The organism is Litchfieldella xinjiangensis (assembly GCF_000759345.1).
Lineage (GTDB): Bacteria > Pseudomonadota > Gammaproteobacteria > Pseudomonadales > Halomonadaceae > Litchfieldella_A > Litchfieldella_A xinjiangensis.
Genome location: NZ_JPZL01000001.1, coordinates 1,260,695 through 1,278,902, shown reverse-complemented (window position 1 = coordinate 1,278,902; position 18,208 = coordinate 1,260,695). Strand labels below are relative to the sequence as shown.

18 protein-coding genes are annotated in these 18,208 nt (G+C 60.6%); 10 read left to right on the top strand and 8 right to left on the bottom strand.

Features of this window, described 5'->3' with window-relative positions; genetic code table 11:
• The first annotated feature begins 49 nt into the window (after nt 1-49).
• The 3 genes from fghA (at nt 50) to JH15_RS05900 (ending at nt 3,157) form a co-directional block, all read left to right on the top strand.
• Nucleotides 50-904, top strand: a complete 855-nt coding sequence (fghA, locus tag JH15_RS05910) for an S-formylglutathione hydrolase (RefSeq protein ID WP_043527897.1) — start codon at nt 50-52, stop codon at nt 902-904.
• Nucleotides 905-1,036: 132 nt separating this feature from the next.
• Nucleotides 1,037-1,741 (top strand): monofunctional biosynthetic peptidoglycan transglycosylase, encoded by a 705-nt coding sequence (gene mtgA, locus JH15_RS05905; protein ID WP_043527896.1) that lies wholly within the window; start codon nt 1,037-1,039, stop codon nt 1,739-1,741.
• A 195-nt stretch (nt 1,742-1,936) separates the two neighbouring features.
• Nucleotides 1,937-3,157, top strand: a complete 1,221-nt coding sequence (locus JH15_RS05900) for an aldose epimerase family protein (RefSeq protein WP_043527895.1) — start codon at nt 1,937-1,939, stop codon at nt 3,155-3,157.
• Nucleotides 3,158-3,231: 74 nt separating this feature from the next.
• Here JH15_RS05900 and JH15_RS05895 read toward each other — a convergent pair whose 3' ends face one another.
• Both JH15_RS05895 and JH15_RS05890 read right to left on the bottom strand, forming a co-directional pair.
• Nucleotides 3,232-4,023 carry an EAL domain-containing protein gene (locus JH15_RS05895; protein WP_043527893.1) on the bottom strand — a complete coding sequence of 264 codons (792 nt, stop codon included), beginning with the start codon at nt 4,021-4,023 and terminating at the stop codon, nt 3,232-3,234.
• Nucleotides 4,024-4,096: 73 nt separating this feature from the next.
• On the bottom strand, nt 4,097-5,017 hold the full coding sequence (locus JH15_RS05890; RefSeq protein ID WP_043527892.1) for a DMT family transporter: 921 nt from the start codon (nt 5,015-5,017) through the stop codon (nt 4,097-4,099).
• Nucleotides 5,018-5,320: 303 nt separating this feature from the next.
• Here JH15_RS05890 and JH15_RS05885 point away from each other — a divergent pair, with 303 nt between their 5' ends.
• The 3 genes from JH15_RS05885 (at nt 5,321) to JH15_RS05875 (ending at nt 8,514) form a co-directional block, all read left to right on the top strand.
• Nucleotides 5,321-5,716: a DUF4168 domain-containing protein gene (locus JH15_RS05885; protein WP_043527890.1), complete on the top strand. Its 396-nt coding sequence runs from the start codon at nt 5,321-5,323 to the stop codon at nt 5,714-5,716.
• A gap of 162 nt (nt 5,717-5,878) precedes the next feature.
• Complete coding sequence (locus JH15_RS05880; RefSeq protein ID WP_043527888.1) at nt 5,879-7,780, top strand: DUF294 nucleotidyltransferase-like domain-containing protein; 1,902 nt, start codon at nt 5,879-5,881, stop codon at nt 7,778-7,780.
• 11 nt (nt 7,781-7,791) lie between these two features.
• Nucleotides 7,792-8,514, top strand: a complete 723-nt coding sequence (locus JH15_RS05875; RefSeq protein ID WP_043527887.1) for a 3'-5' exonuclease — start codon at nt 7,792-7,794, stop codon at nt 8,512-8,514.
• 64 nt (nt 8,515-8,578) lie between these two features.
• Here the strand turns inward: JH15_RS05875 and JH15_RS05870 are convergent, their stop codons facing one another.
• Both JH15_RS05870 and JH15_RS05865 read right to left on the bottom strand, forming a co-directional pair.
• Nucleotides 8,579-10,246: a BCCT family transporter gene (locus JH15_RS05870; RefSeq protein WP_043527886.1), complete on the bottom strand. Its 1,668-nt coding sequence runs from the start codon at nt 10,244-10,246 to the stop codon at nt 8,579-8,581.
• A gap of 187 nt (nt 10,247-10,433) precedes the next feature.
• Entirely contained in the window at nt 10,434-10,967 is a 534-nt protein-coding gene (locus tag JH15_RS05865; RefSeq protein ID WP_043527884.1) for a PRC-barrel domain-containing protein, read from the bottom strand.
• A 311-nt stretch (nt 10,968-11,278) separates the two neighbouring features.
• On the opposite strand from JH15_RS05865, the gene JH15_RS05860 reads away from it, so the two are divergent.
• Nucleotides 11,279-11,728 carry a hypothetical protein gene (locus JH15_RS05860; protein WP_043527883.1) on the top strand — a complete coding sequence of 150 codons (450 nt, stop codon included), beginning with the start codon at nt 11,279-11,281 and terminating at the stop codon, nt 11,726-11,728.
• A 131-nt stretch (nt 11,729-11,859) separates the two neighbouring features.
• Nucleotides 11,860-12,315, top strand: coding sequence for a hypothetical protein (locus tag JH15_RS05855; protein WP_043527882.1), 456 nt, complete (start codon nt 11,860-11,862; stop codon nt 12,313-12,315).
• Nucleotides 12,316-12,412: 97 nt separating this feature from the next.
• On the opposite strand, the gene JH15_RS05850 is transcribed toward JH15_RS05855, so the two are convergent.
• The 4 genes from JH15_RS05850 to JH15_RS05835 form a co-directional block, all read right to left on the bottom strand.
• Nucleotides 12,413-13,570 carry a PQQ-dependent sugar dehydrogenase gene (locus JH15_RS05850; protein ID WP_043527881.1) on the bottom strand — a complete coding sequence of 386 codons (1,158 nt, stop codon included), beginning with the start codon at nt 13,568-13,570 and terminating at the stop codon, nt 12,413-12,415.
• A 61-nt stretch (nt 13,571-13,631) separates the two neighbouring features.
• Nucleotides 13,632-15,089: an FAD-dependent oxidoreductase gene (locus JH15_RS05845; protein WP_043527879.1), complete on the bottom strand. Its 1,458-nt coding sequence runs from the start codon at nt 15,087-15,089 to the stop codon at nt 13,632-13,634.
• Nucleotides 15,089-15,277, bottom strand: coding sequence for a hypothetical protein (locus JH15_RS05840; protein ID WP_156105253.1), 189 nt, complete (start codon nt 15,275-15,277; stop codon nt 15,089-15,091). Before JH15_RS05840 ends, JH15_RS05845 begins: the two co-directional genes overlap by 1 nt.
• A gap of 53 nt (nt 15,278-15,330) precedes the next feature.
• Nucleotides 15,331-16,209: an AEC family transporter gene (locus JH15_RS05835; protein WP_043527875.1), complete on the bottom strand. Its 879-nt coding sequence runs from the start codon at nt 16,207-16,209 to the stop codon at nt 15,331-15,333.
• 126 nt (nt 16,210-16,335) lie between these two features.
• Here JH15_RS05835 and JH15_RS05830 point away from each other — a divergent pair, with 126 nt between their 5' ends.
• Both JH15_RS05830 and JH15_RS05825 read left to right on the top strand, forming a co-directional pair.
• Nucleotides 16,336-17,094: an HAD family hydrolase gene (locus tag JH15_RS05830; RefSeq protein ID WP_043527873.1), complete on the top strand. Its 759-nt coding sequence runs from the start codon at nt 16,336-16,338 to the stop codon at nt 17,092-17,094.
• A 23-nt stretch (nt 17,095-17,117) separates the two neighbouring features.
• Nucleotides 17,118-18,185, top strand: a complete 1,068-nt coding sequence (locus JH15_RS05825; RefSeq protein WP_043527871.1) for a pentapeptide repeat-containing protein — start codon at nt 17,118-17,120, stop codon at nt 18,183-18,185.
• The last annotated feature ends 23 nt before the right edge of the window (nt 18,186-18,208 follow it).

Genomic DNA, 18,208 nt, shown 5'->3' with positions numbered 1-18,208 from the left:
AGACGCCGTCACACCGTGAGACCGTGAGTCGCAAGACAAGGAGAAGCCCATGACAATGTCCGAAACGCTGGAGCTTGAGTCGGCGACCAAGTCCTTCGGTGGCTGGATCAAGCGCTATCGCCATCATTCCCGCGCGTTGGATTGCGAGATGGTTTTTGCCATCTATCTCCCGCCCCAGGCGGAAGAGACACGGGTACCGCTGATGTGGTGGCTGTCGGGCTTGACCTGTACCGACGAGAACTTCATGCAGAAGTCCGGCGCGCAGCGCGTGGCCGCCGAGCTGGGAATCGCCATCGTGTGTCCCGATACCAGTCCGCGCGGGCTGGATCTACCCGGAGAGCACGACAGCTACGATTTCGGGTCCGGCGCCGGGTTCTATCTCAACGCCAAGCAAGAGCCTTGGGCGAGGCATTACCGCATGTACGACTATGTCAACGAGGAGTTGCCTTCGGTCGTACGCCAGCATTTCCCGGTCAATGGGCGCGAGTCGATTAGCGGCCATTCGATGGGGGGGTTGGGCGCCCTGGTCCTCGCCTTGCGTCAGCCGGGTCGGTTTGCCGCCGTGTCGGCCTTCGCGCCCATCGTCAATCCGATGGACGCCCCATGGGGACAGAAGGCGTTCAAGAACTATCTCGGCGAGGAGCGCGGTGAGTGGCGCCAGTACGATGCCTGTGAGCTGGTTGCCAAGGGGGTTTCGCGCCAACCCTTGTTCATCGACCAGGGCGAGGCGGATAACTTCCTGGACGAGCAGCTCAAGCCCGAGCGTCTCGAGACGGTCTGCAAGACCCACGACCATCCCTTGACCCTGCGTCGCCAGCCGGGCTACGACCACAGCTACTTCTTCATCGCGACCTTCATCGAGGACCATCTGCGTTACCACGCCGAGTACCTCTTCAAGCACTAGTGAACCGTCAGCACGAGAGCACTGACAAGGCGCCGAGCGATCGGCGCTTTTTTTATGCCCTCGGTAAGCCCTCGCGCCTTGTTATACTGCGCGAATGCCCTGAACGGGGTCGAGGCAACTGAAGGGATATTCATGACGCAGGATTGGAAGCGCAAGGCGCTGCGCGGGGTGCTATTGGGCCTGGTGGGCTTCGTGGCACTGTCGATCGGGCTGGTCATGCTGTTCCGGGTCGTGCCGGTATTCGGTTCCATGGTCATGGTCGAGCGCAAGCTCGAATCCTGGACAGCCGGTGAGCCGCTCGATATTCAGCATCAGTGGCGACCCTGGGCGGAACTGTCCGGTCACGCCAAGTTGGCGGTGGTCGCTGCGGAAGACCAACGATTCCCACGGCATTTCGGCTTCGATCTCACCGAGATGCGTCGGGCCTGGGAAGCGAGCCGTGACGGAGGCCGTCTACGCGGAGCCAGTACCATCAGCCAACAGACGGCCAAGAACCTGTTCCTATGGTCGGGGCGCAGTTGGCTGCGCAAGGGGCTCGAAGCCTGGTTCACGATGCTGATCGAGCTGATCTGGCCCAAGCAGCGGATCCTCGAGGTCTACCTCAATATCGTCGAGTGGGATAGCGGGGTGTTCGGTCTCGAGACGGCGGCGCAGCACTATTTCGGTGTCGGCGCACACCAGCTCACCGAGGTCCAGGCCAGCCGGCTGGCGGCGATCCTGCCCAACCCGCGGGAATGGAGTGCTTCCCGCCCAGGGCCGCGCACCGAGCAGCGCAGCGTCTGGATTCGCCAGCAGATGCGCAACCTTGGCGGTCAGGCCTACCTCGAGCAGCTCTGAATCGATCTTTTGTTAGACGTAGGTCGAGACCCAGCAGACGCGATCGGTAACGAGGTTCGCTACGCGACGTGTCGCGATAACCAAAGAGATATCGTGCCTGGCTTAAAGACGTATTCGTGACATCGAGACGCTCCGACTACCTTGAACGCGGGCAAAGGGCCCAACGCGACGGTCGAACGAAAGCCAGGAGTCACAATGACGCATACTCACAAGAATACCCTGCGACTCACCTCGGGCATCGGCATGGTCATGCTGTCACTCGGGGTTCAGCCTAGCCTAGCGGAGGAGAACGACAAGACCATGGAGCGGGACGCCGAACGCATCGAGACGACATCCTTTGGCCAGCTTCCCGATGGGCGGGAAGTCACGGCCTATCGCCTCGTGAATGCCAATGGGATCGAGATGCAGGTCATCGATTATGGCGGCATCATCGTGTCGCTGAAGACACCCGATACTGCCGGTGAATTCGATGACATCGTACTGGGCTTCGAGTCACTGGATGCCTACCTTTCAGATACCTATCGGGACGCCAATCCCTATTTCGGCGCCTTGATCGGCCGCTATGGCAACCGCATCGACAAGGCGCAATTCGAACTCGATGGCCAGACCTATGAGTTGGCCAGCAACGATGGCGACAATCACCTGCATGGCGGTGAGCGGGGCTTCGACAAGGTGTTGTGGGATGCCGAACCCTTCGAGAATGCCGACGGGGCGGGACTCATCCTCTCCTACACCAGTGAAGATGGTGAGGAAGGCTATCCGGGGACGCTGGAGACCCGCGTCACCTACATCCTGACCGATGACGACGAACTCGTCATCGACTATCACGCCACCACCGACAAGGCCACACCGGTCAACCTGACTCAGCACAGCTATTTCAATCTCGATGGCGAGGGCAGTGGCACGATTCTCGATCATTATCTGATGATCGATGCCGAAGCATTCACCCCGGTGGACGAAACCCTGATTCCCACCGGAGAAATCCGTGCTGTGGAGGGCACGCCCTTCGACTTCACCGAGCCGACGCAGATCGGTGAGCGAATCGAACAGGACAATACGCAACTTAGCCGGGGCAAGGGGTACGATCACAATTTCGTGCTGTCGCGGGACGGTGAGCGTGACTCGCCCAGGCTGGCGGCGCGTGTCTGGTCCCCCGACAGTGGCCGGGTACTCGAGGTCGCGACGACCGAGCCGGGGCTGCAATTCTACTCAGGCAACTTCCTGGCGGGCGATCTGGCCGGAAAGCGGGGCGAAGCCTACGAAAAGCGCTCGGGATTCGCCCTCGAGACCCAGCACTTCCCGGACTCACCCAACCAGAGCGAATTCCCCTCGACGATCCTGGAGCCGGGCGAAACCTACCGCTCTCAGACAATCTACTCGTTCTCCGCGCAGTCCTCCCTGGACGGGAACGACTAGTCAGTCATTGACCCACCGAAAGCGCCGAGGCATCGCCTCGGCGCTTGGCCTTCATCCTGCGGAACTCAAGCGCGTCAGGGCAGGGGTGCATGCACTTCATGACGTAGTGCATCCAGCGTCTGTTGCAGGCCCGAGGCCAGTGCGGCCACCGCTGGGCGGGCGTAGAAAAACCCCTGCTGACGGCAGATACCCTGATTTGCCAACCAGACGGCTTCCTCACGGGTTTCCACTCCTTCGGCAACCAGTTGGGTCCCCAGCTCTTCGGCCAGCACGGCGACAGCACGCACGATGGCCTGACGTCGGGGGTCATGGTCGCAGCCCATGATCAGCTCACGGTCCAGCTTGAGACTGTCGGGGCGCAAGTCGGTCAGTAAGTCGAGATTGGCGTAGCCATTGCCGAAATCGTCCAGCGCAGTAGTAAACCCGATCTCGCGGTAGGTCTCGATGATCCGGCGCAAGTGGGATCGGTCCTGGACACGTTCGGTTTCGGTGATTTCGAAGTTGATTCGTTCCCTGGGCCAGCCCATGCGCTTCGAAGCTTCCAGGGTGGCCTGGATACAGGCCTGGGGCGCGTAGACGGCCTTGGGCAGGAAGTTGATCGAAAGGATCTCCTGCATATCGAGTTGATGAGCCAGCTCGATGGCCTTGATTCGGCAGGCCTGGTCGAAACGATAGAGTAGATCGTCGGTGACCTGGGAAAGCACCTGATAGGCGGATTCGCCGTTCACTCCCCGCACCAGGGCCTCATAGGCGTAGATGCGGGCTTCCTTGAGATCGACGATGGGCTGGAACGCCATGGTGAAATCGAAGGGAAGAGGGCGGTCGCAGCGCCCGCAGTGATCGTCATGTCGTGCGCACTGTCCCATGTGTCGGTTCCCTGTGGCTGATGGTTCACGTGCTTATCGGCAGGACGCCCGTTTACTGAAATTGATCAGTCACTTAGCGCTGGGCAGGGGCGGGCTGTTTGCCGCGTGCCACCATGACCACACCGGTCAGGGCGATCGCCATGCCCAGCAGGGCAATGGGCGGCAGTGCCTCGTCGAATAACCACCACGCTTCCAGTGCCGTTACCGGTGGCACCAGGTAGAAGAGGCTTGCCACGCGAGAGGCCTCGCCGCGCTTGATCAGCGCCATTAGCAACAGGATAGCGGCGATCGACAGCACCAGAACCAGCCAGCCCAGGGTCAGCATGAAGGTCGGCGTCCACGCGACGCTGCGCTCTTCGAACAGCAGGGCGCCCAGGCCGAGCAGGGCCCCCGCGCTAAGGTACTGGACCACGGTCCCCGACATCAGCGGCATGCCCGTGCAGTAGCGCTTCTGGTAGAGCGTGCCGCAGGAGATACCTATCAGGGCCAGCATGACACTCGCCAGGGCACCCAGGCCGAAGCCCTGGAAAAGCTCACCGCTACCGGGGTCGAGCTTGCTGCCCAACACCATCACGATGCCGACCAGGCCCAGCCCCAGCCCCATCCACTGCACCGATGCCAGCCGCTCGTTCAGGAGTGGCCTGGCCAGGGCCGCGGTGAGCAGGGGTTGCAGGCCGACCAATAGCGATGCCAAGCCAGCCGGCATGCCCAACCGGATACCGTAGAACACGCCGCCAAGATAAGCGCCATGGACAAGCATTCCCGACACCCCGATATGAGCCCACAGCCGTCCTCCTTGCGGCCAGCTGCCGCGAAGCACGACAACCAGCGGAATCAACAGTGCCAACGTTAGGGCAAACCGGATGAACAGGAAGGTAAAGGGCTCGGCATAAGGCAGGCCGAACTTGGCCCCGATGAAGCCAGTGCTCCAAAGCAGAACGAAAAGCGCCGGCATGATGGTGAGCCAGGCGTGTTGCATACGAGGCGAGGTCATTGAATTACCAGTCAGTACATGTATTGAGCGGAGATCATCCCGTCATGCGACGCAAAAGCCAAGCCGCTTGGCTGTGCTTTGGTCATAAGTGTGGAGGGCAACGGAAAATGGGTCTTACCGGTCATTCTGTTCCCCGCATTGGTTACCTGGTTGCCCAGCCTGGCCTATGGGTAACGAATCTGTGTATGGCCTAAAAACACTGCCCCGTGCGGGGCAGTTTCATCTCGTTACAAAAAAAGCTGAACCCAAGCCAGCGATAAGCATCAGAAGGGGTGCCATTTACGAAATACCTTGGAGGTCTCCATGCAACGGATGACGGCACTTTTTTCGGCGGCCCTGCTTGCCGGCGGTATGATGACGGCCCAGGCAACCATGGCCCAGCAGTCGACTCAAGACCCGGCCGCTGCACCCCAGCAGCAGTCTCAGGCGACTGCTCAGGATTTCAGCGATGATCAACTTCAGCAGTTTGCAGATGCTTCCATGGAGATCGCGGTAATCTCTCAGGAATATACCCAGCGCCTGCAGTCTGCGGAAGAAGAGTCGCAGCAGCAGGAGATCCGCATGGAAGCCAACGACAAGATGGTCGAAGTCGTTGAGGACAGCGGCCTTGAAGTCGAAACTTTCAATGCCATCGGTCATGCTATCCAGCAGGATCCGGAACTGATGCAGCGCGTTCAGGAAATGGCCGAACAGTCGTGAAGTGAGCGCAGCGGCAGAACGCCAGCCGCGAGGTACGATGGGCCGCCCTAGGGTGGCCCATCGTCGTTTCCGCCAAGCGCTTTACAGGGCCAAGCGGAGCCACCCACACTATGCGAACCGTACAGCAGGCAGGCATACCGTTTACTCGGCAGGGAGCGCGCCATGGAAGTGGAAATTCTCGAAATACGCGATCACATGGGGCGACATCCGCCCTTCGAGGCGCTGTCGGATGACCTGCTCGACGAGGTGGCTAGCCAGGTCGAAGTGAGTTACTTCCGCGCGGGAACCGACATTCTGGCGTTCGGTGACCCCTTGGAGGAACTGCTCTATATTCGCAGCGGCGCCGTGGAAATATTTCGCCGTAGCGGGGAGCTGTATAACCGTCTCGTCGAGGGAGATATCTTCGGCCAATTCAGCCTGCTGCGGGATCGTCGCGTGCGCTTTCCCGCCCGGGCGCTCGAGGATACGCTGATCTATTTCCTGCCGGCCGCGGTCTTCGAGAAGCTCTGCGAGCAGGATGAGGCGTTTGCCGACTTCGTCGAGCTCGAAAAGCCCCGTCTCAAGGCGGCTGTCGAGGCGCAGGACAAGAGCAACGAGCTAATGCTCACCCGTGTGCGCAAGCTGCTGACTCGGGCCCCAGTCATGGCCGAGTATAGCGACACGGTGCAGCAGGTGGCCAAGCGCATGCAGGACGCGAGCGCGACCGCAGCCCTGATCGTGCGCCAGTCAGACGATGAAAGCCAACGCACTTACACTGACCGTAATGGAATGCGATGGTACCTGGTGGGCATCCTGACCGATCAGGACCTGCGTAACCGGGTCCTGGCCGAGGGGCTGTCATCGTCCGTTGCCGTCTCCGAGGTGGTGACCGAGAACATCATCTGTATCCAGTCGGACGAATCGGTGCACGAGGCGATGCTCGCCATGCTGAGGAGCAACGTGCACCACCTGCCGGTCCTGCATCGGCGAACGCCGGTGGGAATACTGCACTTGTCCGACATCATTCGCTACGAAACCCATAACAGCCTCTATCTGGTCAACAACATCTTCAACCAGCCGAGTGTCGAGGGGCTTGCGCGACTCAAGCCCGACGTACGCAGCGCCTTCATTCATATGGTGAACGAGGGGGCCAACTCGCAAATGGTAGGCAGGGCGATGACCACCATTGGCCGCAGCTTTACGCGGCGCCTGCTGGAATTGGCCGAAGAGGACCTGGGGCCGCCCCCCGTGCCCTATTGCTTCATGGCGCTGGGTTCCATGGCTCGCAATGAGCAGAGCCTGGTCACCGACCAGGATAACGCCCTCGTGCTCGACGATCGCTTCGACCCCGCACAGCACGATGCGTATTTTGCCGAACTGGCCAAACGGATCAGCGACGGCCTGGCAGCCTGCGGGTACTCCTACTGCAAGGGGGACGTCATGGCCACCAACTCGCGCTGGCGTCAGCCATTAAGGGTCTGGAAGGATTACTTCAAGGAGTGGATCGTCCACCCCAACCCAGAGCATCTTTTACACAGCTCGATCTTTTTCGACCTGGACGGTGTGTATGGGGACGAGGCCTTGGTCGAGCAATTGCAGGCCCTGGTCGCAGAACAGGCGCCCAAGAGCCCGTTCTTTCTGGCGGCCCTGGCACGCAATGCACTCAATCGAACGCCGCCACTCGGTTTCTTTCGAACCTTCGTCATGGAAAAGGACGGTCGCCACAAGGATGTCATCAATCTCAAACGGCGGGGAACGGCCCCTTTCGTCGACCTGATACGCGTGCATACGCTGGCCTGTGGCTCCCAGGCACAGAATTCCTTCGAACGACTCGACGAAATCGCTCAGACGCAGCTATTGCCCGAGGGCACCGGTGAACGGATACGTGATGCACTCGAGTTCATCTCGATGGTTCGTCTGAGGCATCAAGTGCTGTCGCTGGAAGAAGAGCGCGAGCCCGACAATACCGTCGAACCGGCCAATGTGTCGGATACCGAGCGACACCATCTCAAGGATGCCTTCCAGGTCCTGAGTTATGCCCAGAAATTTCTGAAATTTCGTTATCCCGTGCCCTCCAGGAGTTGAACCCGCCGCCCATGCTTTCGTTTCGCCTTGCCACACCGCAACAGCCGAGCTGGGACGACTATTTTGCTCACCGCGCCGAGACGACCCGGGATGGGCGCCTGGCGCGTTTTTATGGCGAAGGGAGTCTTCATCCCGACACGCCGATTGGCGAGGCGCCACTGGTCGCTCTCGATCTGGAAACGACCGGATTGGATGCGCGGCGTCATGACATCGTCAGTGTGGGCATCGTGCCATTTACGCTGGACAGGATCGCCTTGCCAAAACGCCGTTATTGGGTCGTAAGGCCGCGACGCCCCCTGGAAGCGGCCTCCGTCGCCTTCCATCGTATTACCCACGATGAAATTGCCGATGCCCCACGTTTCGAGGCGATACTCGAGACGTTGCTCGAGCAGCTGGCGGGTCGCCTGGTCGTGGTGCACTTCCGGCACATCGAACGACCCTTCCTCAATGCTGCGGTCCACGAGGCGGTCGGGGAAGAGTTCAAGTTCCCGATGATCGACACCATGTCCATCGAAGCGCAGCGTTACCGACAGACCGCCTGGGCACGGCTGCGCCGCTGGCTGGGTCGCCCATCCGTGTCGATTCGATTGCATAACAGCCGGGCGCGCTACGGCCTTCCTGGCTATCAGGGACACCATGCCCTGGTCGATGCCCTGGCGACAGCGGAGCTCTTCCAAGCCCAGGTTGCGCGACATTACTCACCACAAGCGCCGGTATCGACCTTCTGGCGCTAGCCCGCTGCTAATAAAGAAGGCGGCCCGTAGGCCGCCTTGGATACTCAGGAAGGTTGATCCTTCATCAACTGCGCGGTTCGCTGCGCAACCCCTGAACGATGGCATAGCAGCTAGCAAGCAGGACCAGGGTAAACGGCAAGCCAGTGGAGACGGCCATGGCCTGAAGCGCGGTCAGCCCGCCACCCAGCAACAGCGCAATCGCGATGACGCCTTCGATCACCGCCCAGAACACACGTTGCGGCTTGGGGGCATCGACCTTGCCGCCGGCAGTGATGGTATCGATGACCAGCGAGCCCGAATCCGATGAGGTGATGAAGAACACGATGACCAGCACGATCCCCATGAACGAGGTAATGGCAGTCAACGGCAGCTGGCCGAGCATGGCGAACAGTTGCAGTTCCAGTGCGGCGTCTGCCACGCCCTGGAAATCTTCACTGATGATCTGATCGATGGCTGTACCACCGAATGCTGTCATCCACAGCACCGAGACCAATGAAGGCACCAGCAGTACGGCGATCAGGAACTCGCGTACGCTACGGCCACGGCTGACCCGAGCGATGAACATGCCCACGAACGGCGACCAGCTGATCCACCAGGCCCAGTAGAACGCGGTCCACCCCTGGGTGAAGTTGGCATCCTCACGGCCGAAGGGGTTGGCCAGCGCAGGCAGGTACGAGAGATAGGCGCCCAGGTTCTGGAAAAAGCCCGTGGCGATGAGCAGCGTAGGGCCGACCACGATCACGAACAGTAGCAGGAGGAAGGCCAGGATCATGTTGATCTGTGAGAGGCGTTGAACGCCTTTGTCGACGCCGGCGAGAATCGACAATATCGCCACGCCCGTAATCGCAGTGATCAACAGAACCATGGTCACGTTGGAGTCGGGAATACCGAATAGATAACCCAGGCCTGCCGAGGCTTGCGATGCCCCCAGCCCTAGCGAGGTGGCGAGCCCGAACAGGGTGGCGAAGACCGCCAGGATATCGATGACATGGCCCGGCCAGCCCCAGATGCGCTCACCCAGGATGGGATAGAAGACCGAGCGCATGGTCAGCGGCAAGCCCTTGTTATATGAGAACAGGGCTAGCGCCAACGCCACGATGGCATAGATACCCCAAGGGTGCAGACCCCAATGGTAGATGGTCGCCGCCATACCCAGGCGCATGGCGCCGGTTGCGTCACCTTCGGCACCCCCCAGCGGTGCCCAGTCGGTTCTCGCTCCCCCTTCGGTGCTGATTCCTCCCAACGAGGTGGTGAAGTGGGAAATGGGCTCGGACACGCCGTAGAACATCAGCCCGATGCCCATGCCGGCCGCGAACAACATCGCGAACCACCCGGAATACGAGTAATCCGGGGTAGCGTCCATGCCGCCTATTCTCACCTTGCCCAGTGGCGTGAAGATCAGGACCAGGCTGAGGAGCACGAAAATATTGGCGGACAGCAGGAAGAACCAATCCAGGTTGGCGGTTAGCCAATCCCTCATTCCGCTGAATAGTGGTTCGACATCGTCCTGCAAGGCAAGCGTGATGAAGACGAAGAACACCACGACCAACGCAGAAATCGAGAAGACCTTGCCGTGCAGGTCAAGGTTCACACCGAATTTGCGGGTGGTGAGATTGTCCTGACCGATCACGTAATCCGTGTCGATCAGGTTAGCCGGTCCTTCCGGGGCAGGGACTCCCTCGGAGTCTGCAGAAGGCGTCCGGGAACGGTCGGGATTAGGCCCTGTTTCCACGAAGTTCTCCCTATTTTAGTGTTTGAATGATCTCTATTATGCGCACCCAATCGAGGGTACGGGTTGTTCACCTAACGGCTGCATGCCTTGTTAGTGTGACGATTTACACAGGGATTACCAGAAACCGTCGTATTAACGCAAAGGACCCACCGCAGGGGTGGGTCCAGAAGTGGCGTAGCGAGGCCAGTTAGTTACTGCCGTTCTCGATACTGTCGCTGATGCTGTCGGCGACGTTGGCAGCGCCTTCGCGGGTCGACTGCCAGGCGCTTTGTGCACCTTCACGCGTCGCCTCCCAGGCCTCACGCGCCTGCTGGCGTGCCTGGTTCCACCAGTTCTCGTTATATTCGGGCATGTCGCCCAGCTCTTCTGCAGACGAGTTGACCAGGACACGGTGTTCGGTATCGCCGTCACTCTCTTGTGAGGTCTCAAGGCGATAGCTGTCGTTGTCCAGAACGATTTCGCGGCCGCCAAGGCCAAGCGTTGCGCCACTTTCGATCACCAGGGCCTGAACCCGCATATTGTCATCGAGCAGGATGTCTTCGACTTCACCGACCTCTTCGTCGGGGTTGTCGGCCATATAGACGTCAGCATCGATGATGTCTTCCGCGGAATAGAGCCCTTGTGGTTCGCTCTCCTTGGATTGCTGCTGCGCCATGGCCTGCCCGCCCGCAAGTCCTGCGGAAATGAGGGTGATGCTGAGAGCCAGAGGTGTCTTACGCATGAGATGACTCCTTTTTGACCTGATTTGGCATCCTTTCCCAGTTAACCCTAATTGAGAATTCGAGGTTTGCCAAAGTCATCGAGTCCGTTTCGTTGCCTTTGGCAAGCCATCTCCGCGCGTTTCGATACGCTGACATACTCCACCATAATGTGGGCGCGCCTTTCGGCATTGCCGCTTGAGTTCGCAAGCGTTCAGTTTTGTATTTTTTTGTGTAAGTCGTTGTTTCAAATAAATACTGGATATTTTTTGGGGTTTGGAAAAGGGTCTGCTACGTTTTGGAGGAAAGCGAACTGGCAAGGAGGCATTCGCCCATGAAAGTACGACGCACGTTGCATCAACGGCTGCTGACTTTGGCATCGGTCACTGCATTGGGCCTTGGCACGATCGCCTTGGCGGGTTGTGGTGACGATGAAGAAGAGATGCCTGCCCAGGGTGAGCAGTCTGCCGTGGAAGAGACCACGCAAGACAATGCGGCCATGCAGGAAGATCCAGTCATTCAGGAAGGTGCCACCAGTGAAGAAGGCGCACCTATCAATGACGAACAGAATCAGGCGTCGCAGTCTGCCAATACCGGTATGAGCGGTGAGGCGACAACCGATTCGAGCGACATTCAGCAGAATGGCTCGGCCTCTCAGGGCAGCAATACTCAGAGCAGCGCAAGCTCACAAAATGAGATGTCCGCTCAGACACAAGAGACGGCTCAAGCTGAGAGCAGCCCGTCGGACGAAGAAGAGCAGGAAAACGAGCAGAACACGCAGTAACCGAGCAAGACGACTTTGACGATGCGGCTCATAGCTGCCATGGTCAAAGTGAACGCAGTAACGAGGAGGAAGGACAAACTCCTCGTAACATTCAGACCATAGTGTCGGAAGCGTACCTAGGAGGTGCAAGCATGATGTCCAAGGAATTTCTCAAAACAGTAGGTATTATCGGCGTTTCATTTGGCCTGGTGGCCAGCCCGCTGACCTTTGCTACTGAAGGAGAAGGGGCAAAAGGGCCGGTCGAGCAGAAGACCGATGAAGCGATCCCCCAGACCGATCCTGTCAATGATCCGACTGCACCAAACAATGCACCGGAATTTGGCCCGAACACCGAAGAGATGGAATCCAATTCCTCTACATCAGGTACCCAGAACAGCACGTCTCCGGGCACCCAGATGAATGAAGGAACCACGAGCGGTACTACTGGCGGTGCAGCTGGCACCACCGGGACTGGCAACACTACCCAAGGTAATGTGCCTGACCCCGACAATGCCGTACCTGAAACCGATCCGGTCAACGATCCGATGAAGGATGACGAAGCCGAGGAAGGTTTCGGTGAAGATAGCCAGTCCATGCCGTCCAACTAAGCGACTGCTATCGATCCGCAAGGATCACGATCTACTCACTGTAATGTGAGTCATTCGCCCCCGATACTATCGGGGGCGATGTTTTTGTATACGCACTTCATTCAGCCCGCTCAAGACGATACAGCCCGCCTTTCGCCTCATCATTGAGGAGATAGATAGTGCCATCGGGCCCTTGTCTCACGTCGCGGATTCTTCCGATTTCGCCTTCGAGCAGTAGCTCCTCGACTTGCGCGGTATCGCCGTCAATCGCGATGCGAGCCAGTTTTTCGCTGCCCAGTCCACCGGCCAGCAAGTCGCCGCTCCACTCAGGGAAGAGGTCACTGCTGACGACGGCCAGCCCCGATGGTGCGTATCGACCTTCGAACACCAGCACCGGATCGCGCATGCCGGGGCGGGATTTCTCGCCAAATGGCTCGTTGGTGGCGTAGTCGTTGCCGAGGGTGACCACGGGCCAACCATAATTCACGCCGGCTTCGATGCGATTGAGCTCGTCCCCGGTGCGAGGGCCATGTTCGCTGGCCCAGACGCTGTCATCCTGAGTCACCGTCATGCCTTGGATGTTGCGATTGCCGATCGAATAAATCTCGTCGAGCCCTGCCGGGTCATCGATAAAGGGGTTGTCCGAGTGTGCTTCGCCAGTCTCGGTGAGACGCAGCACGCTACCGGCATGGTCCTGCTTGTCTTGAGCGCGGGGCGGTTCGGCCCCGCGGTCGCCGATGCTCATCATCAAGCTGCCATCGGCGTGCCAGGCAAGGCGCGAGCCATAATGCCGGCCGGGCTGCGAGAAACGATCCTGAACGAAGAGTTCCTCTAGATCGGTCAGGCTATTGCCTTCCAACCGCGCCCGAGCCAGGGCGCTGGCCGTGTCATCGCCCTCGCCCGGTTTCGAGAACGTGAAGTAGATCCAATCATTGGCGCCATCACCGAATTGAGGGTGGAGCACTACATCGAGCATGCCGCCCTGGCCATGATTGGAGAATTCCGGCAGGCCATCGAGCCGACGGATTTCACCGTTCTCGACAAGGGCCATGCCATTGTCGCGTTCGGTCACCAGGAAGCGTTCATCGGGTAATGCGGCCACCGCCCACGGATGGGCCAGGCCATCGGCGAGACGCACGAGGCGTAGTGCATGGTGTTGGGTCTCGATACGCTCCTGCACGACGTCGCTGGCTACGGCGGCCTCGCCAAGCAGCACGGTGCCCATGGCCAGGGCGATGAGGGGGCTAGGGGAAAGCAAGGCGCTGCGAACGGTCATGAGAATCTCCATGGAGCTAAGGTCTTACAAAGCTAGCAGAGGGTGATGGCGAGCGGGCTCGCTATACGATGGTCTGCCGCAGCAGCCGGGCATCGAGATGATCGGCCATACGCATGGCCAACTGCACGATGGTCAGGGTCGGGTTGGCATGGCCGCAGCCGGGAAAGACACTGGAACCGCCGATATACAGGTTATCCTGATCGAAAACACGACAGTCGAGGTCAACGATACCCTGGCTTGCACTCGCGGCCATGCGCGTGCCGCCCATGTGGTGGCGTCCTACCAACTCGCCGGTGTCTGGCGGAAGGATCGGCTCCTGGGTCAGCCAATCGGCAAGCTTCAAGCGGCCGATATCCGTCTGGCGGAGGTAATCACCCAGCATCAACACGCTCTCGCGCAGGGTGCGCACATCCAGTGAAGAGTACCCCCAACTCAGCCGACACCGGGGCATGCCGAGGCTGTCCAAACGGGTGTCGTCGAGCTCGATGCGGTTCTCGCGACGCGGCTCCTGTTCCCAGGCCGCGCGCAGGATGATTCCCTTGGGTGCCACACCGCTGGCCTGCATCGTCTGGATCCGCTGCTTGAGACTAGGCGACAGGCTTGTCAAGTCCTCAGTCAGCGCCAGATTCTGCTCGGGCCCCATGGTATGGAGCCGCAGGCCGCAGTTGAGTATGTTCCTGGCGATCATGGCGTGTGGCGTGGGCGCAAAGAACGCGTCATAGGCCCTATCCAGGCCCAGCGGGGCAGGGTCGAAGAGCAGGGCCTGGCCGATCGATGCATGGGGATGATCCATCCAGTAACGCCCCAACGTATCGGCGTTGCGAATCAGGCGGCCGCCGCTTTGCCGGTTGGACCATAACAACAATCGGGAGTTTTCTATCCCCCCGCAGGCCAAGACGTAGAAACGTGCATGTACGTCACGTACGCCCCCTTCGTAGTTCGTGAAGCGAGCCGAGGTAATCCGGCCGTCCCGGGTCTCAAGACCCATTAGGTTGGCGGCCGAGCAGAAAGCGAGCCGCGGGGAATCCCTAATCGTCGAGGCGTAACGTGTTCGGGTGTGAACCGACTCGCCAATGGAGAAATGAATGCGCCTCAAGCCGGAGCCGGGCAATTCGCTATCCGGGCCAATGGGCAGCACATCGAGAATCTGTGCCGCCTCGCCGTAGTATGGAACCAGCTCGCTATGCTCGATGGGCCAGCGCGTCTCGGCGGTGGCGGGTTTCGCAGCGAAGTCGTAAGGGTCGAGAGGGCGACACACGCCGCCCCAATGGTTCGTCGAGCCTCCCAGGTAACGCAGCCTGGCGGTATCCAGCGGCACATAGGCACCGCCCACGACCGTGCCACGGTAAAGCGACTGGGAGCGCTCGCTGAATTCAATATCGCCGCCTTCGCAGAGCACGACACGATGGCCGCGCTCGGCCAAACGGGCAGCGATCGGTAGTCCCGCCGCCCCCGTGCCGATCACACAGACATCGACGCTATCGCCGGGTTTGCCAAGCGAGGCGAAGGGAATCTCCATCAGCGGTCTTGGGTATTTAAAAGCCAACCGCTCACGACCAGTCTCTCATCGTTCGAATCGCGCTTTGAGGTGTCACGTGTCGAGTGCCCTTCGGGCAAGCGCATGGCCAGGGTACCCGTCAGCAGGGTTCCCAGGCCCGCCAGGCCGATCAGGCGAAGCAGTGCACGGCGTGTCAGCGTGTGTCGCATGGCGATGCGCATTTCCTCGATCGTCGGCTCATCCAATGAGCATAGCGCAAGGATTACATGAAGTACGCCAGCAGTATCGGAAGGTAGAGAAACGACAGCAGGGTCGAGCAGAACACCAGGCTGGCGACATAGGCCGGCTCGCGCTTGGCACGTTGGGCGAACAGGTAGTTGAACACCGCGATCGGCATGCTCATCTGCAGTACCAGGATGCTATGTGCCAGCGGAGGCAGCTCGAGCAGGTAGCCGATGGCCGACGCCAGCAGCGCCGCCGCCAGGGTACGGATCAGGCTGAAGCTGACCCCGGAGCGTAAGTTGCGTACCTGGATACTGCCCAGCGATACTCCCAGCGTGATCAGCATCAGCGGCACGGTAAAGCCGGACATGAGATCCAGGGTATTGTTCAGCCATAACGGCAGGGTGGTATCGGTGAGCAGGATCGTCAGGGCGATGAGGATCGCGTAGATATTCGGTGTGCGCACCAAGGCCCGCAGCGGCCGGCCGCTGCGGCTGGACATCATGGTGCCGAACGTGAACTGCATCAGCGAGACCGTGACCATGACCGCGATGGCGAAGGCGAACCCGGCGCTGCCGAAGGCATAGAGCACCACGGGAAGCCCCATGTTACCGGTATTGGGGTACATCATCGGTGAGAGCAGGACGCGCCAATCCTTGCGCAGCAACGGGGCGACGAGGAAGGTCAGCGCGGCCATGCCCACCAATACCAGCAAGGTGCCCAGCATGGTGCGACTGAAGCTGCCGGCGTCGACCTCGGCGCCGGATAGCGAGGCCAGGATCAGCGAGGGGGTGCCGATGTTGAAGACCAGCTTGGTGACGAACTCCACCGGATAATCATGGCCTGTGCGAATCCACAGGAAACCGAGGCTGGCCCCGACGAAGACAGGCGCCATTACGGCAAAGAGTTCGGCAAGCATGGGCGGTCCTGAAGATGGCAAGGGTAGGCTATTGTCTACACTCGAGCGCCACATGTGAAATGCATCGAGGTTCCCATACGGTTTCGTTCGGATACACTACGAGCCGACCGAACCGGAAGCCGCCGCATGATTCAGACAGAAACCCAACGCGAAGCCCCCGTGCTTCTCTTCGACGTGTTCAAGACCCTGGTGAGCTTCGATGGGGATCACGTCGACGAGGGGACCTTCATCCATCTTGCGCAGTGGCTGAAATATCGCCTGGTCCAGGTGACGCCGCAGGCACTCGAACGTTGCTACCGGGACGTCAATGCGCACCAGATGGCTGGGGCAGCGGGGGAGCCACCCGATGTGGACGTGCGAACGGTCTGGGATGCCGTGCTGGCAGGGTTCGGTGTCGAGGCTTCACGCCGGGAGACGCTGGTGCCCGAGTTGGCCCTGGTCTATCGCCAGGTGACCACACGCCACATCGATGTCTGGCCCGGGACGTTCGAGATGCTCGACGCCTGCCGGGGGTTTCGCCTGGCCGTTGCGTCCAACACACAGCGTGCCTACACCGAGCCGGAACTGAAGATGCTTGGGCTCTGGGATCGCTTCGAGCACGTCGTGTTCAGTTCCGACGTGTTGGCTTGCAAGCCCCACCCGGCCCTGTTCCGGGCGGCGTTGGCCGCGCTCGAAGTGGCGCCGGCTGATGTTGTCTATGTGGGGGACAACCCCTACGACGACGTTCTGGGTGCCGGCCGGCTGGGCATCCCCGCGATACTGCTCGATCGTGGCACCCCGGTGCCCGAAGGCGTGGCGCTACCCACACCGCTGGCCACCCTGAGCGACGGCGATCCGGCCGCTGTCGCCCGGGTGGCGCGTCAGCATTTCGGCTTGCAGGGATGAGCGCCTTCGTCGGAGCAAGGGCGGTGCTGACCCAAGAGGCGGTCCAGGCTCGCGTCGACGCCAGGGCACCGGGCGATTGCGTCGACCTGTCCGGTTGCGACATTCTCGACGTTGCGTTTGGGCATGGGCAGAACGCGACGCCCATCGAAGGGTTCGATTTCCGCCGGGCCCGGTTGATCCGTTGCAGCTTCATTCATACCTGTTGGCGGGACGTTAAATGCCAGGAGGCCCGCTTCGAGGACTGCGACATGCGCTATACCGATATCGAGCGGACCTCCTTCAAGCGCGCCTCGCTCAATGGCTGCGATCTCTACCGTGCCCGACTGGGGCCCGGCACCGTCTTCGAGTCCGCCGACCTGAACGACTCGTCACTGAACCTGCCCCAGTTCGATGGCGTCGCGCTGCCACGGCGTGTCATCGCGGCGGGGGATTGTCCGGGACTGGTGCAGGAGCGTGCCGCGACCTTTGCGCGATATCATGCCGGGCTGGCACGCATGGGCCGGGGGGACGATCCGGCCAGGATCCCGCTGCACCTGGCAAGACGCCACCTCGAGGCGGCGGCGATATATCGGTCGCTCTCGGCGCACTGGGCCTCGACAGGCGCGACCCGGGATGCCGGTTGGGCCTATTGCCGGGCGCGTCGACTCGAAACCCAGGCCGTCCGGCCCGACAATGTGTGGCGCCGGCGTCGTGAAGAGCGGCACCAGGGGAATCAGGAAGGTCGTGGGCAGGCTGAAGTGACGCCGCCCGGGCTGTTCCTGGGAACGCTGCGGTGGCTCGCTGGCAGCCTGGCCCAATGGGTCGCCGACTACGGCGAGAGCCCGTTGCGAGTGCTGGCCACCTCGGTCGTGGTCATGCTGGGCTTTGCGCTGCTCTATTACATGACTGGCGTCACAGGGCAGCCTGGCGATTCGCTCTGGCTGCGTTTCAGCGATGCGTTGCTTTTCAGCGCGCAGGCCATGACCGCCTCGCTGAATGCCGAGGTGCCTTGGCGCTGGCTGCAATGGGCCACCACGCTGGAGGTCACCGCGGGCATCACCTTGCTGGGTCTGCTGGGGTTCTGTCTGGGCAACCGACTGCGAAATGCGTGAAGCAGAAGGACAGGGCACGGCGG

Excerpts from the sequence above, each read along its gene's own strand:
- JH15_RS05845 (WP_043527879.1), bottom strand. The coding sequence starts at position 15,089 with ATGGAGATTCCCTTCGCCTCGCTTGGCAAACCCGGCGATAGCGTCGAT.
- JH15_RS05900 (WP_043527895.1), top strand. The coding sequence starts at position 1,937 with ATGACGCATACTCACAAGAATACCCTGCGACTCACCTCGGGCATCGGC.
- JH15_RS05830 (WP_043527873.1), top strand. The coding sequence starts at position 16,336 with ATGATTCAGACAGAAACCCAACGCGAAGCCCCCGTGCTTCTCTTCGAC.
- JH15_RS05895 (WP_043527893.1), bottom strand. The coding sequence starts at position 4,023 with ATGGGACAGTGCGCACGACATGACGATCACTGCGGGCGCTGCGACCGC.
- JH15_RS05855 (WP_043527882.1), top strand. The coding sequence starts at position 11,860 with ATGATGTCCAAGGAATTTCTCAAAACAGTAGGTATTATCGGCGTTTCA.
- JH15_RS05840 (WP_156105253.1), bottom strand. The coding sequence starts at position 15,277 with ATGCGACACACGCTGACACGCCGTGCACTGCTTCGCCTGATCGGCCTG.
- JH15_RS05850 (WP_043527881.1), bottom strand. The coding sequence starts at position 13,570 with ATGACCGTTCGCAGCGCCTTGCTTTCCCCTAGCCCCCTCATCGCCCTG.
- JH15_RS05875 (WP_043527887.1), top strand. The coding sequence starts at position 7,792 with ATGCTTTCGTTTCGCCTTGCCACACCGCAACAGCCGAGCTGGGACGAC.
- JH15_RS05885 (WP_043527890.1), top strand. The coding sequence starts at position 5,321 with ATGCAACGGATGACGGCACTTTTTTCGGCGGCCCTGCTTGCCGGCGGT.
- JH15_RS05865 (WP_043527884.1), bottom strand. The coding sequence starts at position 10,967 with ATGCGTAAGACACCTCTGGCTCTCAGCATCACCCTCATTTCCGCAGGA.
- JH15_RS05880 (WP_043527888.1), top strand. The coding sequence starts at position 5,879 with ATGGAAGTGGAAATTCTCGAAATACGCGATCACATGGGGCGACATCCG.
- fghA (WP_043527897.1), top strand. The coding sequence starts at position 50 with ATGACAATGTCCGAAACGCTGGAGCTTGAGTCGGCGACCAAGTCCTTC.
- mtgA (WP_043527896.1), top strand. The coding sequence starts at position 1,037 with ATGACGCAGGATTGGAAGCGCAAGGCGCTGCGCGGGGTGCTATTGGGC.
- JH15_RS05890 (WP_043527892.1), bottom strand. The coding sequence starts at position 5,017 with ATGACCTCGCCTCGTATGCAACACGCCTGGCTCACCATCATGCCGGCG.
- JH15_RS05835 (WP_043527875.1), bottom strand. The coding sequence starts at position 16,209 with ATGCTTGCCGAACTCTTTGCCGTAATGGCGCCTGTCTTCGTCGGGGCC.
- JH15_RS05860 (WP_043527883.1), top strand. The coding sequence starts at position 11,279 with ATGAAAGTACGACGCACGTTGCATCAACGGCTGCTGACTTTGGCATCG.